Source organism: Streptosporangium sp. NPDC051023, assembly GCF_040689595.1.
In the GTDB taxonomy this organism is placed as follows: domain Bacteria; phylum Actinomycetota; class Actinomycetes; order Streptosporangiales; family Streptosporangiaceae; genus Streptosporangium.
Genome location: NZ_JBFBCE010000071.1, coordinates 20,955 through 33,625 on the forward strand (window position 1 = coordinate 20,955; position 12,671 = coordinate 33,625).

22 protein-coding genes and 2 tRNA genes are annotated in these 12,671 nt (G+C 68.5%); 20 read left to right on the plus strand and 4 right to left on the minus strand.

The window, feature by feature from the left end; genetic code table 11:
- Positions 1–72: 72 nt before the first annotated feature.
- The 20 genes from AB0395_RS34970 (at position 73) to AB0395_RS35065 (ending at position 11,681) form a co-directional block, all read left to right on the plus strand.
- A complete protein-coding gene (locus AB0395_RS34970; protein WP_366288338.1) occupies positions 73–360 on the plus strand; it encodes a hypothetical protein in 288 nt (95 codons plus the stop codon).
- Positions 357–1,136, plus strand: a complete 780-nt coding sequence (locus tag AB0395_RS34975) for a hypothetical protein (protein WP_366288340.1) — start codon at positions 357–359, stop codon at positions 1,134–1,136. Before AB0395_RS34970 ends, AB0395_RS34975 begins: the two co-directional genes overlap by 4 nt.
- Before the next feature lie 41 nt (positions 1,137–1,177).
- Complete coding sequence (locus AB0395_RS34980) at positions 1,178–1,705, plus strand: hypothetical protein (protein ID WP_366288342.1); 528 nt, start codon at positions 1,178–1,180, stop codon at positions 1,703–1,705.
- 44 nt (positions 1,706–1,749) lie between these two features.
- A complete protein-coding gene (locus AB0395_RS34985; protein WP_366288344.1) occupies positions 1,750–2,004 on the plus strand; it encodes a hypothetical protein in 255 nt (84 codons plus the stop codon).
- A complete protein-coding gene (locus AB0395_RS34990; RefSeq protein ID WP_366288346.1) occupies positions 2,001–2,375 on the plus strand; it encodes a hypothetical protein in 375 nt (124 codons plus the stop codon). The genes AB0395_RS34985 and AB0395_RS34990 overlap by 4 nt, the downstream gene beginning before the upstream one ends.
- On the plus strand, positions 2,375–2,932 hold the full coding sequence (locus AB0395_RS34995) for a hypothetical protein (protein WP_366288348.1): 558 nt from the start codon (positions 2,375–2,377) through the stop codon (positions 2,930–2,932). Before AB0395_RS34990 ends, AB0395_RS34995 begins: the two co-directional genes overlap by 1 nt.
- 106 nt (positions 2,933–3,038) lie before the next feature.
- Entirely contained in the window at positions 3,039–3,830 is a 792-nt protein-coding gene (locus AB0395_RS35000; RefSeq protein WP_366288350.1) for a peptidoglycan-binding domain-containing protein, read from the plus strand.
- A gap of 456 nt (positions 3,831–4,286) precedes the next feature.
- Positions 4,287–4,643 carry a hypothetical protein gene (locus AB0395_RS35005; RefSeq protein ID WP_366288352.1) on the plus strand — a complete coding sequence of 119 codons (357 nt, stop codon included), beginning with the start codon at positions 4,287–4,289 and terminating at the stop codon, positions 4,641–4,643.
- A gap of 79 nt (positions 4,644–4,722) precedes the next feature.
- Positions 4,723–5,082 (plus strand): hypothetical protein, encoded by a 360-nt coding sequence (locus AB0395_RS35010; RefSeq protein WP_366288354.1) that lies wholly within the window; start codon positions 4,723–4,725, stop codon positions 5,080–5,082.
- Positions 5,079–5,540 (plus strand): hypothetical protein, encoded by a 462-nt coding sequence (locus AB0395_RS35015; protein ID WP_366288356.1) that lies wholly within the window; start codon positions 5,079–5,081, stop codon positions 5,538–5,540. Before AB0395_RS35010 ends, AB0395_RS35015 begins: the two co-directional genes overlap by 4 nt.
- Before the next feature lie 12 nt (positions 5,541–5,552).
- Complete coding sequence (locus AB0395_RS35020) at positions 5,553–6,752, plus strand: hypothetical protein (protein WP_366288358.1); 1,200 nt, start codon at positions 5,553–5,555, stop codon at positions 6,750–6,752.
- On the plus strand, positions 6,752–6,955 hold the full coding sequence (locus AB0395_RS35025; protein WP_366288360.1) for a hypothetical protein: 204 nt from the start codon (positions 6,752–6,754) through the stop codon (positions 6,953–6,955). Before AB0395_RS35020 ends, AB0395_RS35025 begins: the two co-directional genes overlap by 1 nt.
- Positions 6,955–7,443, plus strand: coding sequence for a hypothetical protein (locus AB0395_RS35030; protein WP_366288362.1), 489 nt, complete (start codon positions 6,955–6,957; stop codon positions 7,441–7,443). Before AB0395_RS35025 ends, AB0395_RS35030 begins: the two co-directional genes overlap by 1 nt.
- 7 nt (positions 7,444–7,450) lie before the next feature.
- Entirely contained in the window at positions 7,451–7,714 is a 264-nt protein-coding gene (locus tag AB0395_RS35035; RefSeq protein ID WP_366288364.1) for a hypothetical protein, read from the plus strand.
- A 110-nt stretch (positions 7,715–7,824) separates the two neighbouring features.
- The gene (locus AB0395_RS35040) at positions 7,825–8,313 is read left to right on the plus strand and encodes a hypothetical protein (RefSeq protein WP_366288366.1); all 489 of its coding nucleotides are present in this window, start codon (positions 7,825–7,827) and stop codon (positions 8,311–8,313) included.
- Position 8,314: 1 nt separating this feature from the next.
- Positions 8,315–9,052 (plus strand): hypothetical protein, encoded by a 738-nt coding sequence (locus AB0395_RS35045; protein WP_366288368.1) that lies wholly within the window; start codon positions 8,315–8,317, stop codon positions 9,050–9,052.
- A 79-nt stretch (positions 9,053–9,131) separates the two neighbouring features.
- Complete coding sequence (locus tag AB0395_RS35050) at positions 9,132–9,449, plus strand: hypothetical protein (protein ID WP_366288370.1); 318 nt, start codon at positions 9,132–9,134, stop codon at positions 9,447–9,449.
- Between the two features lie 8 nt (positions 9,450–9,457).
- Positions 9,458–10,756 (plus strand): hypothetical protein, encoded by a 1,299-nt coding sequence (locus tag AB0395_RS35055; protein ID WP_366288372.1) that lies wholly within the window; start codon positions 9,458–9,460, stop codon positions 10,754–10,756.
- Between the two features lie 81 nt (positions 10,757–10,837).
- On the plus strand, positions 10,838–11,176 hold the full coding sequence (locus AB0395_RS35060; protein WP_366288374.1) for a hypothetical protein: 339 nt from the start codon (positions 10,838–10,840) through the stop codon (positions 11,174–11,176).
- A gap of 13 nt (positions 11,177–11,189) precedes the next feature.
- Positions 11,190–11,681, plus strand: a complete 492-nt coding sequence (locus tag AB0395_RS35065) for a hypothetical protein (protein WP_366288376.1) — start codon at positions 11,190–11,192, stop codon at positions 11,679–11,681.
- 8 nt (positions 11,682–11,689) lie between these two features.
- Here AB0395_RS35065 and AB0395_RS35070 read toward each other — a convergent pair whose 3' ends face one another.
- The 4 genes from AB0395_RS35070 to AB0395_RS35085 all read right to left on the minus strand — a co-directional run bounded on the left by AB0395_RS35070 (position 11,690) and on the right by AB0395_RS35085 (position 12,506).
- Positions 11,690–11,962 carry a hypothetical protein gene (locus AB0395_RS35070; protein WP_366288378.1) on the minus strand — a complete coding sequence of 91 codons (273 nt, stop codon included), beginning with the start codon at positions 11,960–11,962 and terminating at the stop codon, positions 11,690–11,692.
- A 1-nt stretch (position 11,963) separates the two neighbouring features.
- Positions 11,964–12,036, minus strand: a tRNA-Leu gene (locus tag AB0395_RS35075).
- Between the two features lie 22 nt (positions 12,037–12,058).
- Positions 12,059–12,379 (minus strand): DUF1707 domain-containing protein, encoded by a 321-nt coding sequence (locus AB0395_RS35080; protein WP_366288380.1) that lies wholly within the window; start codon positions 12,377–12,379, stop codon positions 12,059–12,061.
- 56 nt (positions 12,380–12,435) lie between these two features.
- A tRNA-Ile gene (locus AB0395_RS35085) sits at positions 12,436–12,506 on the minus strand.
- Between the last annotated feature and the right edge of the window lie 165 nt (positions 12,507–12,671).

Below are 12,671 nucleotides of genomic sequence, written 5' to 3' on the forward strand. Positions count from 1 at the left end.
GAGCACCTCGCCGGGGACGCCGACCAGGCCGTCCTCTACGCCCCCTGTCAGCGCAGCGCGGGCGACGGACCGATGAAGAACCCGGCGGCCAAGGTCGAGCGCTTCAACGCCGTCCTCTACTACACCTCCCGCGTCATCGTCGTGATCGCATCCGGCTACGCCTTCGCGCTCACCTACTACACCCTCCGCTACATCCCGACCCTGTTCGACGACCTCGCCCTGCCCTGGTGCATCACGGCGGTGATCGCTTTCTGCTGGGCCATCGCCGAGCGCCGGGTCACCGACGCTCACTTGCAGGGCCGCCTGGCCGGACTCCGCGAAAGCCGCGCGGCACACCCCACCACGGAGGAAACGGAATGACGATCACCCTGCCGCCTCCCATGATCCCGCCCACCGAGGACGGCACACTGTCCTGGCACGAGGCCGCCCGCCTTGCCCTGGACGCCTACCGCCTCACCGAGCGCCGCATGCTCGCCTACGGCGTGCAGGGCTATTACCACGGCGTCCCGCTGATCGAGCAGGCCGACCAGGAGCCCACCACGATCAACCCCATGTGGGAGATCGCCCGCCGCCTGCCGACCTACGCCGACACCCAGCGCCCCTACGGCGGCGGCATCGAGGTGCTGCCGGAGTACGGCACCTGGCGCACCCAGCTCATCGACCGCTTCGCCTACCTCATCCCCGCCCCTCGCGCCCTGGCCTGGATCGTCCAGGTCCTCGACGGCCGCCCGGTAGTAGAGGTCGGCGCCGGTCTCGGCTACTGGGCATGGCAGCTCGGCCAGCTCGGCGTGGTCGTGGAGGCGAGCGACATCAGCCCGCCGGAGGAACACCGCACGTTCGTCCCCGTCCAGCAGACGTCGGCGCCCGAGGCCGCCGCACAGGCTGGTGACGCCGCCCTGATGATCCTGTGGCCGCCGATGGGCACCGCCGTCTCCTCCATGGCCATGGACGCCCTCACCGCCTACACCGGCGACCACATCATCGTGTGCACCGAGTTCCGGCGCGACCCGTGCGCCGGCGACGAACTCTTCCTCCGCGCCCTGCGCGATGGGTGGCGGGCGGCGGACGCCAGCTCCGGGCACGTCAACTGGGACGTCCTCGGCGATGTCCACCTCGCCCTGTTCGAGCGGCGGTGATGCAATGCCCCGCCAATGGGCCGACACCCGGGAGAACCCCGATGGGCCTTGAGTACAGCCAGGACCCCATGACCGGGGACGTCACGATCCGCAACACCACCGACAGCGAAGCAGGCGGCGGCGCCGTGGTGGCGACCGCCGCGGAGTGGGAGACGTTCATCGCGACCCTGAACGCCCCCACCCTGACCGACCCGCTGCAGATGATGGCCGAACTACGTCGTCACGTCTCCGGCCTGCTCGCCCACATCGACACCACCGGCCGCCCGACCCCCGACCATGTCAACCCGGACGACCACCGCCTTCCCGGCCCTGTCTGGCATCCCGCCTCGAACTGGACCATCCGCGTCATCGACAGCGGTTCGACGCCTGACGTCGTGTACGTCACCACGCCGGGCGCGTTTCACCCCAGCGACTTCGACGCCACCCGCATCGCCGCCACCCGCCGCATCGCCATGGCCATGGCCATGCTCGCCGCCTGTGACTACGCCGATCACCGCCTGGCCGGCGTGACGTTCATCGGCGGCCGGGACGCCCCCGAGCATGGCAACTGCGGCCAGGCGTGCCCCTGAGCAGGACGCGACCATAGCAGGGACGGTGCCCGAATGTGGTCGGCATGCCTGCCCGATCACTTCGGCGCCGTCTGTGGCGCGCCATGACCGACCGCGACCCCGCTCTGGCGGTCCTGTGGCGGCCCTACTGCTGGATTCGCGGCTACCACGACCCGCACCACTGCGACGCCTGGTTCGAGACCTGCAACACCTGCGAGCTGGTGGTGTGGACCCAGCGGGACGAGGACGAGCGTCCGGCCTGGCTCCACGCCGACCGTCTGGCTACGACCTGGCGGCGCCTGCTCGGGGGCGGTCCATGAGCGGGCGCAGCGCGGTCATGGACCGCGAGACCCGGTGGGCCTTCACCGCCGCTTTCGACGGGCGGCGCAGGAAACGCCGCGGCTGTCGTCGGCCGGGTTGCGTGTGCACCGCCTACGGCCGGACGGTCTACCGGTCGACCCGCACCTGGCCCTTCGGCACCTCGACGCACCGCCGGGCTCGGCTGGTGCACCTGGTCGACGCGGTCTACACCGCCTGGGAGGGCGGCCAGTTGGTCGGGGCCATGGTCCGCTGGATGTGCGGCGCCTACAGCGCCCGCTACCGGCTGCTTTCGGCCTGGGACGGCGACGTCTGCCTGGTGTGCGCCGCGGCGGTCCTCCGGGCCCAGGAAATCGCCGCCGGGGGCTGCTGATGTCCGCCGGCCGCTTTCGGCACACCGTGGCCGTCGACTTCGACCGCGTCGTGCACGACTACCTGCACGGCTACCAGGACGGCAGCATCTACGGCGACCTGGTGCCCGGCGCCGTCGAGGCCCTGCACGCCCTCATGCGCGACTTCATGGTGGTGATCTTCACCGCTCGCCTGGACGTCATCGGGGTCGCCTCCTGGATCCGGTCCCGAACCGGCATCAGCGCGGTCGTCGAGCCGCTCGGGGAGCGGGTGAGGCGATGGAGGCCGGGGGAGGTGCTGGTCACCAACCGCAAGGTGCCCGCTCTGGCCTACGTGGACGACCGCAGCGTGGTGTTTCGCGCCTGGCTCGCCGCGCTGGCCGATGTCTACGCCTTATCGGATCTCGCCTGCCCTGGGGGGGCCATGAACGATCAGGAAACGGGGAACGCGGGTCTTCTGGAGGAGATCCGCAGGCTGTGCTCGGAGGAGGATCCGGCCTCGGCCGTGGCCGCCATCCGTGAGGCGTTGGGGGAGCCGGTGAAGGCTCCACGGTCGGCCAAGGATTTGGAGATCAAGTAGCTCGTCGGCAAACTTACGGTAAAGATCAATTCCGCTTTTCATGGGCTGCTGTCGCCCCGTTTCAAGGGCGCGACGGTAGCCCATGCCGTTATGCACCGTCGGCGGCATGCGTACCATCACCGCCCGTTGGTTCACCCCTAGTCGGATCGAGCGCATCCGCCTGATCGTCATTCACGACATGGAGGCCCCCGAGGGGCCGCTCACCGCGGAAAACGTCGCGCAGTACTTCGCCTCCACCGACACGAAGGCGTCGGCGCACGTCTGCGCCGATAACAACTCCCGCGTCCGGTGCGTGCCGGATGTGTACACCGCTTGGGCTGCGCCGGGGGCCAATGCCGACGGGTTGCAGCTCGAACTGGCGGGCTACATGCGCCAGAGCCGCGAGCAGTGGCTGGATGAGTACTCCCGGGGGGCGCTGGACCAGGGGGCCCAGCAGGTCGCCGAGTGGTGCCGGTTGCATGATCTGCCGCCGCGGCAACTGACGCGCGCCGAGCTACGGGCTGGCCTCCGGGGGATCACCAGCCACGTCGATGTCTCGGAGGTCTACCAGCGCAGCGACCACACCGACCCGGGCCCCAACTTCCCGTGGGGCATCTTCCTGGCGCTGGTACACACGTACCTCGGGGACGCCGAGCCTCCCGCTGAGGAGGAGACGGTAACGGCGCCGACCTGGCCCGGCCGCGTGCTGCGCCTGGCCACCCCGCTCATGGAGGGCAACGACGTGCGCCGGTGGCAGCGGCAGATGCGTGCCCGCGGGTGGTCCATCGACGTGGACGGAATCTACGGGCGAGCGTCGGAGCGGACCGCCCGGGCCTTTCAGGAGGAAAAGGGGCTGGTCGTTGATGGCATGGTGGGGGCGGTGACGTGGAGAACGTCATGGGAGGCGGAGGTGACGTGAGGCGTGCCTACAGCGATTCGCGAAGGTCAGGCAGTAAACTATAGCTAAGTGCCCGGACTGTAAATAGTGATGTACGCCTTGAACCGTCAACCTTCGATAAAGGGTCGGACATAATTCAGGTGCGGCGCGCACGTTGTTCCTGGATCGGGCAACGCGCCCTCGGCGCACCCCTTCCCCGTGTCACCAAACAGGCCGAATGGCCGGTTTCGGCTTGCGTTATTTGATATTTCTACTATGAGCGAAGGGGCGTCATGGCAGCGTGCGACACGATTACCGCTGTCACAGCCGCGCGCACCGACCGAGGGCAACACCTTCCCTACATTCCGGCTAGCGTCCGCACCGCGATCGTTTTCTAGCATTTTACCCCGAAAAATAAAAATACCCCCTATGTCGCCTTTCCGGCATTTCGACCCACTCCTTATCGGGCGGCAAGGCTCTACCGCCTAGGAGGCGATTTTGACGTACACAAACGGGCTGGATACTCCTCCGGCACGAGCCCGCGCACTGACCGACCTCATCGAGGTCCTCACCGGCAGTGACAACCTGATCGCCCGACTTCAGGAGGACCCCACCGATGAGGCCGTCGATCTCGCGCTGGACGCTCTCCGGAAGCTCTGCAGGGGGCAAAGCTTTCCGAGGCAGACGCGCGACGAACTCATTACGGCGCTGGCCGACAACGCCCGGACCCTCAACTTAGACGTCATCGGCAAGGCCGCGGGTGTCAGCGACGCCATGGTCAGCCGAATCGCTGTGAACGGAGGCGCCGCCCCGCGCACCTACCGGCCCCGCCGGGAGGCCAAACCGCTGACCTAGGGCGCGACACTAGCCCCGCCTCGCTGACACGCTCACCCCCGGAGACCCACCCCCAACGGGACCATCCGGGGGTGTTTGCGTGCCGGCGGCGATCTGGAACATCTCCATGGAGCAGGGCGAGTCCTTCGACGTCTTGCTGCGTCTGCGCGAGCAGGGCGGCTCCGGATCCCCCCTCGACCTCACCGGCTACATGGTGCGGATGCAGATCCGCGAATCGGTGGACGCCCCCGAGCCGCTGGTCTCCCTGACGTCCAGCCCCACCGGCGGCATCATCGTGGACGGCCCCGCCGGGACAATTTCGATCTCCATTGACGACGGCGCCACCAGCGGATGGACCTGGCGCTACGGCGTCTATTCCATCGAGATCGAGTCGCCCGCCGGCAAGGTCAAGCGGATCTTGAAAGGCGAAGTCACGCTCGACCGCGAGGTGGTGCGGTGACCGAGCCCGCCATCCACCTCACCGTCGACCTCACCCGCACCATCCTGGTCGAAGTCGACCTCGCCCGCACCGTTCTGATCGAGGTCGACAACGACGGCCCCGTCCTGGTCGAGGTCGACAACGGCGGTCCCGTCCTGGTGGTCGAGGGCCCACCCGTGCACGAGATCGAGCTGGCCGTCCCCGGCGTTCAGGGGCCTGCAGGCCCACCAGGACCCACGGGCCCGCAGGGCGAGCAGGGGCCGCCCGGCCCCCACGGCGGCGCCGTCGAGGAGACGACCGCCTTCGCCGCCCCGGCCGCGGTGTGGGAGGCCGCCCACGCCGTACCGGTCACTCCCTCCGTGTACTGCTACGACTCCGGCGGCGCCTTGGTCGAGGGCGACGTCTCCTATCCCACCCCTTCCTCTGTCCGAGTCGAGTGGGCCTGGCCGATGGCGGGCCACCTCGTGGTCACCACCTAGAAGGGGCGAGGAATGCCCAAGTTCGCGGCCCAGATCGACACCCAGCGAATCCCGATCAAGGGCCTGATCGCCGAGGCCAGCGGCACCGCACCGGCGACCCCGGGCAACGGCCAGCAGTGGACCGACACCAGCGCCACGCCGGTCCCGAAGTACTGGGATGGCTCGACGTGGGTCCGGATGAACGGCGCCGACATCCCGGACTCGACGATCACCAACGCGAAAATCGCCGCCGCGGCCGGGATCAGCCTGAGCAAGCTCGCGACCGATCCGTTGGCCAGGGCGAACCACACCGGAACTCAGCTCGCGGCCACGATCTCCAACTTCGACACGCAAGTGCGCACCTCGCGGCTGGACCAGATGGCCACGCCGACGGCGGCCGTCATCTTGAACGGCCAGAAAATCACGAGCTTGGCCGACCCGACGCTGTCCACCGACGCCGCCACCAAGGCGTACGTGGACGCGGCGCGGGCGGGCATCGCAGGTGTCAAGGATCCGGTGCGAGTGGCGACCCAGGCCAACGTGACCATCGCCTCCCCTGGCGCGGCCATCGACGGCGTCACCCTCACCGCAGGTGACCGCGTCCTGCTCGCCGGACAGTCCACCGGCACCCAGAACGGCATCTACCAGTTCAACGGCGCCGCCTCCGCCATGACCCGCACCACCGATGCCGACACCGCGGGAGAAATCCAGGACGGCACGCTCGTGGCCGTCAGCGAGGGCACCTACGCCGGAAGCCAGTACATCCAAACCTCTGTCGCGAGCGGCGCCCCGGGCTCCTGGAGCATGGTCTGGACCGTCTACAACACCGCGGGCTCCTCCTACAGCGCGGGCGCGGGCCTGGCCCTGTCGGGCTCGACGTTCAACGTCGGCGCCGCGGACGGCAGCATCGTCGTCAACGCCGACGACCTCACTGTGGGCCTGGTCCCCATCGCCAAGGGCGGCACCAACGCCACCACCGCGGCGGCGGCCCGCACCAACCTGGTCGCCGTCACCGCCTACAGCGCCGACGCCCCCGCCCTGACGGCCGGGGTCGCCGCCAACATCACCCACAGCCTGAACAGCACCGACGTGCAGGTGTACGTGCGGGAGATCACCGGCGGCGCGCGGGTCTACCTGGACGAGGCCGTTGTCGACAGCAACACGATCAGCGTGAAGTCCGACATCGCATACGGGTCCGGCACGCTGCGGGTCGTCGTGCAGGCGAGGGCGTGATGGCGATGGTGAATCCGCTCGACGTCATGTGCCCGGCTTGCCTGGTCGCGCCGGGGCAGGACTGCTACGCCACCTCGACGGATGAGCCACGTGCGCAGCCGCACCGGCTGCGGGGCCTGGCCGCCGCCCGGCGGCTGGTGCAGTGCCAGCACTGCTCGGGCATCGGCTGGCGGCCGGAGGAGCTGGAGACGAAGGACGCCTAGTGCCCAAGTTCAGCAGCGCGCTCCAGCTGGCCGAGCAGACGTCCCCGGCGAACCCGCCGGCGGGGTGGGTGAGCTTGTTCGCCAAGCCCGGCGGGGCGTTGTGGGCGCGGACGTCCGCCGGGGTGGAGAGATTGGTGGAGCCGGGCATTCTGTTCCCGTTCTCTGCCTCGGGCACGCTCGCGGTCATGATCGGCAGTTACAGGCTGTACAACGACACCGGAAACGCGCTCACGATCAAGGCGGTGCGGGCGTCGGTCGGCACCGCCCCCACCGGGGCGCCAATCCTCGTGGACATCAACGTCGATGGATCGACGATCTTTGCGACACAGGCCAACCGGCCCACCATCGCCATCGGCACCAACACCTCCGGCAAGGTCACCGCGATGTCGACCACCTCGATCGCCGACGGCTCGTATTTCAGCGTGGACGTCGACCAGGTCGGCAGCGTCGTCGCCGGGGCCAACCTCACCGTCCAGGTTCTCTGTTAGGAGCAGCATGGCCGTACTCGGAACCGCCGCGCGCCGCATCGTGGCCGCCCAGTGGATGCGCGACAACCTCACCACGACGACCTTCACCAAGGACGACCTCACCTTGGCCGTAGCCGCGACGGACGACTGGATCGAGCTCAACATGGCCTCCTTTAACCTCGCGCTTCCCGTCGGGTTCCGCAGCTCGGCGACGGCCGCGCAAAAGGCCGAGATCTTCGCCTATGTGTTGTGGCGCCGCGTCGGGCGTCTACGCGCACAGGAAGACGGCTGAGGACGCGACCTTAGCTCGCCTTATTCGGCACGGTATGAGGTGCCCACCCCCACGGGTCTGAGGGGTGTGCCATCGCTACCGGTACCGTTCTACTGCCGATCGGGGCCGCCGTGCTCCCGGACGGGACTACGGGCAACCTGTTCCCGGGCATCGTCCGAACGAAATCGTCCGGCACCGCGCCGGGCGTCTACCTCCTTCAGGCGAACTTCGACGCGGCGAACCTGGAGTGGCTGGCCTGGAGCTTCCGGATGCCGGCCGACTACGCATCGGCGCCGGTCATGAAGGTGCAGTACAAAATGACCGGCGCTACCAGCGGCAACGTCATCATCAACGGTCGTCTCGCGGCCGTCACGGTCGGAGATGCCACCGACGTCGATGCCAAGACGTTCGCCAGTGCCAACGTGTCGGCGGCCACCGCCGTACCGGCCACTACGGCGGGCAAGCTCGGCGAGATCAGTCTGCCCCTGTCCACTGATGACGGGCTGGCGGCCGGTGACTTCGTTGTTGTCTACCTGGGGCGTGACGGCGCGTCGGTGTCCGACACCGCGGCGGGCGACATGGAGGTCGTGACGGTCGCGGTCGAGTATCAGACCACCTGACATGCCGCGTACGTTCAACGGCACCTCTGACAACCTGCGCGCGTCGATCGGGGCGTTCTCCTCCGCGACGGCGTTCGGCACCATGGCCTGCATCTACAAGATCAATTCCGCGAAGCTGCAGGGCCTGTTGGGCACCTACACCTCCGCTGGGGCGGTGACGTGGGCGCTGGAGCTGGACGCTGCCGGCGTGATGCAGGGGGGCAACGACTCGGGGGCCAGCAACGGTCCGACCGTCTCGGTCGCGGACGGCTGGTGCATCATCGCGTACGGCAAAGCGAGCGGGACCGTGGCGCCGAGGTATCACAAGTACGTCCTGAGCACGGGCGTGTGGACCCACAGCAGCGGGGCGTCCACCCTCGCCAACGGCACCACCACTCCGGGCGCGTCCGGCGGGTGGCGGTTCGGCCAGTGGCAAACAGTGGACTTCGCCGCCGGAACGATGGCCGCCGCCGCCGCGTGGACCGGCAGGACCCTCTCCGACGTTGAAGTGGAGACGCTGGCGGGCGGCCTGACCGCGTGGTTGTCGCTGGCGCCGGGCGGCATGTGGGTCTTCGACCAGCACGCCACCACGCAGGCCGTCGTTGACCTCACGGGCAACGGCGCGAACCAGACGACGGTCACCGGCACCACCGTCTCCCTGGACGGCGTGCCGGGATTCTCGCACGGGCACCCGGTCCTCAAAGTGACCCGCCAGGCGCCCGCCATCGCTGGGTTCCAGGGATGGGGAGTTCCACTCTGATCAGGTGTTTCTCTCGCCAAACAAGCTAAGTAGACGTACGATAGTTTATGTAGCGCCGCCCGCAAAAGGGAGCCGATTCATGCATGTCTCGGAGATGTACGACGCCCTGACCGAAGGGGTCACCCAGGCCCGATCGCAGCCCTGGCGGCCCTGGCGGCGCAGGATCGCCATCTACCTCACCCGGCCCGCCATCACGTTGGGTGCGCCTCCCAAGGACCACACCTGGACGGCCATCCACTGCCTGCCCGGCCCGCCCCCCAGCTACGGCTACAGCATCGGCCAGGCCCGGCAGATGGCCGCCGTCCTGCGCGACGCGATGGGCGGCTACCACCACCTGCTGCAGGGCCTGGCCGATGAGAAAGCCGCCCAGGCCACCTACCTCACCAAGAACACCTAGGAGCCCCCGTGAACCCTAACTACCGCCTATACGGCCAGTTCGACCACTCCGACTTCCCGCACGGCACCCCCCGGGGCAGCAACCTCGGCTGCCGGACCGCCTCCCCCTGCCCCGCCACACCGACCTGCGCGCAAGCGGAGAGCACACGCCGCAAGCAGATCGAGCTGAACCGCCACCTCGGCCGCCCCTGGCCGTCGGCCATCGTACCCGCCGACGACGTGCGCGATCACCTGCAGGTGCTGTTCCAGGCGGGCTGGAGTCTCCAGGAGATCTGCACTGCATCGGGGGTCGCCAGGCTCACCGTGCAGCGCATCGTCCGCGGCTTTGGTTGCCGGTGGGACGCGGCCGACGCCCTGAAGTCGATCGCCGTCGCAGACCTCAGGCAGACGAAGGAGTTCGAGGCCCGGCACCGATCCCCCAGGCACATCGTCTCCGCCGCCGCAGCCCGCAAGCACCTGCGCATGCTCCTGAAGGTCCCGGGTGCCTCCTGCGGGGTGATCGCGGAGTGCGCCGGACTCGCCAACTCCGTGGTGACCTCCATCCATGCGGGCAACTACCCAAGCATCCGGCTCGCCAGCGACCGCAAGATCCGGGCTGTCACCCGCGAGCAGGTGATGGAGCAGGTGTGCCGGGTGCCGGTCACACAAAAGATCGTCCAGCTCATTCGATCGATGCAGGTGCAAGGGTGGGGGACGAAGTGGCAGAGCCAGTACTACGGCCGCACCTACCACTGGGTCAGGGGCGTGGCCCGGGGGTGCTACAGCACCATCTACGCCGCCGACGCTAAAAAGATCTTCGCCCTGGCGGAACGCGTTGAGGGCACCTGGGGGCCCGACCTCATCAGCGCGGGGAAGGCGCGTGCCCAGGGGTGGCATCCCCTGGCCTGCTACAACAACGCCGGGCAGCTGCTCCCCGGATCGGTCCGTGAACGGGATAAGGACGCCGCGCGCCGGGACCGCGAGGAGGCCCTTCAGCAGACCGCCCGCAACCACCTGGAGGCTCTGCGCCTCAGCTTGGAGGAGGGAATCTCGGCTGGCGCGATCGGCAAAAAGCTCGGCGTTGACGACACCCAGGTTCAGCGGTGGCGCACCGGCGTCGGCCTCCACTTCGTCGGTATCGGCGGCACGGGAGGCGGCGCCAGCACCTCGATCCTGCGCCGCGACTGCACCACGCAGGCCCGGCAGGTCATGCGGATCCTGGCCGCCTACCACTCCGACCCGTCGATGGATCCTCAGGAGGCCGTACGAGAGCTACGCGCCCTCAAGGCATCCCTCAAGCGCCAGCAGCAGGGCAAGAAAGCGGCCTGACCAGCCAGGACAGCCCATATGTGGGTGCATTTTCCATCGCATTTGATAAGATCGTTTCAGGGGTCGAGAGGTCCGAATGCGATGAACGTGAACAAGCCCTACAGTCACGTGGCAGTCCCGTGGGTCAACGACTCGACCGGACTGCTGGAATGCCGCGTCTGCCCCCGCCCTGTCATCGGCCACGGCCCGACGTTTCGCCACTTTGACGAGGCGGTGCGGCAGCGCGCGACCGACCCGACCATGGCTGACGCCGTCGAGGATGCGGTGCTCGTCGTCACCCGCGCCCTGGAGGAGATGTGGACCGACCGGGTCAGCGACGCCGACCGGGCCCGCGTCGCCATCGAGGCCCTACACGACGTCGGCGCGCTCCAGGTCCGCCGCCGGTGGAAGATCCGGCGGCTGTTCCGGGCCGTCGCCTGAGACGATAGGCGGCATGACACACCTCGCCGAGACAGCGGAGATCTGGTTTCGCGGCCTCCTGTACGGCAGCGAGACCGGGCTGCCCGGCCCGATCCTGTACGTCTCGACCAATGACAGCCGCGCCCGGGACTACCTGATCCCTACCGTCAAACGGTACGGCCTGCCGATCCTGAAGCTCGACGGCCCCGAGGAACACGCCACGCTGGTCCTGGAACCGGCCTGCGGGGAGTGGAGCGTCGCCATCGGCGACCAGCAGGAGATCACCGTCAGGTGGCCGTGCCCCGACGGGGACCTGGTCTACGACGGGAGAATGACCAGCGCCGTTTGGTGTCAGGCCGCCCTGCAGGCCGGGATGTGTCTGCTCATGGTCGGCCCGCCCGGGCCCATGAAGCCCGAAATGACCATCGCCGACCTGGTCGAGATGACCTGGATGGCAGGCGGCGCCCTGGGCATGGTGGCCGTCTCCCCGGGACAGGCCGACGGACCCGACGGCGCCCACGAGTAGTCGCGGGGCTACGGTCGCGCGCTCCGCTGCACCAGCACCGTGGCGATGTCGGCGACGTCGACCTCCACGACGTCCCGGATGCATCCTCCCAGGAGCCTCACCGCCTCCGGCGCAGACACGGCAGCCAGCTCGGCGACGAACAGGTGCCCATCGCCCAGGAAGCCGGTGAGGACCAGGTCCGACTGCTCGACAAGCTGCGCTACCTGGCCGGCGGTGAGGCCGTCGATGCCGACCTGGACACGCCAACGCCCCAGGGCCGCCGTGGTGGTGGTGTCAATCACGTGCCTGGCGGGGGAATCGAACCCCCGGCCTCCCGGTTTTAAAGCGGGCGCTCTCCCATTTGAGCTAGCCAGACGTTACAGACCGCCACGATAGTTCTACGGGTGGTCAATATCTTCTAGATCTTCGATTTGGCGTTGCACCTCGGCGTTCCGCGTCGCCGCGAGGACCGCGGCCACCCGCCGGTCATGCTCGACCAGCTCGATCCGCCCCAGCCGATGGGCGTCCCCGATCGTGACGATGGCCAGCTGCCGCTCGCTGTCGGTCGGCCGCGCCTGCAACCACCTCCGGTAGTAGGTCTCCCGTCGCCGGTCCGCCGCCCGCCGGAGCCGCCTCTGCTTGCTGCACGCCAGGTAGATGATCAGAACCCACGAGACGATGCCGCCCACGAGCCCGACGATCATCTCCGCGAGGTCCATGCGTCCTCCTGCCCCTGGAAGGGGCCCGACCGCCCGCAGCGTACGGCCGGCCCCCGTGGCGAAGGTCGGGCTCGAACCGACGCCGCACCCTTATAAGAGGTGCACTCTTCCAGTGAGCTACTTCGCCTCGCGGGTGAAGGTACAGATACTTAGTGGGGAGCGTCAACGGATTCCGGTGTCCGGCGGTTAGAGGGTTAGCCAACACCGCATTACCCGCCCGATTCAAGATCCACTCTCTCGAGGTGCTGGAGCCCTAGGACATAGGGCGCGCTCTTAACGCCGGGCCGGTGCC

Coding starts and splice junctions, on each gene's coding strand:
- AB0395_RS35045 (WP_366288368.1), top strand. CDS start 8,315: ATGCCGCGTACGTTCAACGGCACCTCTGACAACCTGCGCGCGTCGATC.
- AB0395_RS35050 (WP_366288370.1), top strand. CDS start 9,132: ATGCATGTCTCGGAGATGTACGACGCCCTGACCGAAGGGGTCACCCAG.
- AB0395_RS34970 (WP_366288338.1), top strand. CDS start 73: ATGAAGAACCCGGCGGCCAAGGTCGAGCGCTTCAACGCCGTCCTCTAC.
- AB0395_RS34995 (WP_366288348.1), top strand. CDS start 2,375: ATGTCCGCCGGCCGCTTTCGGCACACCGTGGCCGTCGACTTCGACCGC.
- AB0395_RS34980 (WP_366288342.1), top strand. CDS start 1,178: ATGGGCCTTGAGTACAGCCAGGACCCCATGACCGGGGACGTCACGATC.
- AB0395_RS34975 (WP_366288340.1), top strand. CDS start 357: ATGACGATCACCCTGCCGCCTCCCATGATCCCGCCCACCGAGGACGGC.
- AB0395_RS35065 (WP_366288376.1), top strand. CDS start 11,190: ATGACACACCTCGCCGAGACAGCGGAGATCTGGTTTCGCGGCCTCCTG.
- AB0395_RS35020 (WP_366288358.1), top strand. CDS start 5,553: ATGCCCAAGTTCGCGGCCCAGATCGACACCCAGCGAATCCCGATCAAG.
- AB0395_RS35080 (WP_366288380.1), bottom strand. CDS start 12,379: ATGGACCTCGCGGAGATGATCGTCGGGCTCGTGGGCGGCATCGTCTCG.
- AB0395_RS35025 (WP_366288360.1), top strand. CDS start 6,752: ATGGCGATGGTGAATCCGCTCGACGTCATGTGCCCGGCTTGCCTGGTC.
- AB0395_RS35035 (WP_366288364.1), top strand. CDS start 7,451: ATGGCCGTACTCGGAACCGCCGCGCGCCGCATCGTGGCCGCCCAGTGG.
- AB0395_RS34985 (WP_366288344.1), top strand. CDS start 1,750: ATGCCTGCCCGATCACTTCGGCGCCGTCTGTGGCGCGCCATGACCGAC.
- AB0395_RS34990 (WP_366288346.1), top strand. CDS start 2,001: ATGAGCGGGCGCAGCGCGGTCATGGACCGCGAGACCCGGTGGGCCTTC.
- AB0395_RS35060 (WP_366288374.1), top strand. CDS start 10,838: ATGAACGTGAACAAGCCCTACAGTCACGTGGCAGTCCCGTGGGTCAAC.
- AB0395_RS35000 (WP_366288350.1), top strand. CDS start 3,039: ATGCGTACCATCACCGCCCGTTGGTTCACCCCTAGTCGGATCGAGCGC.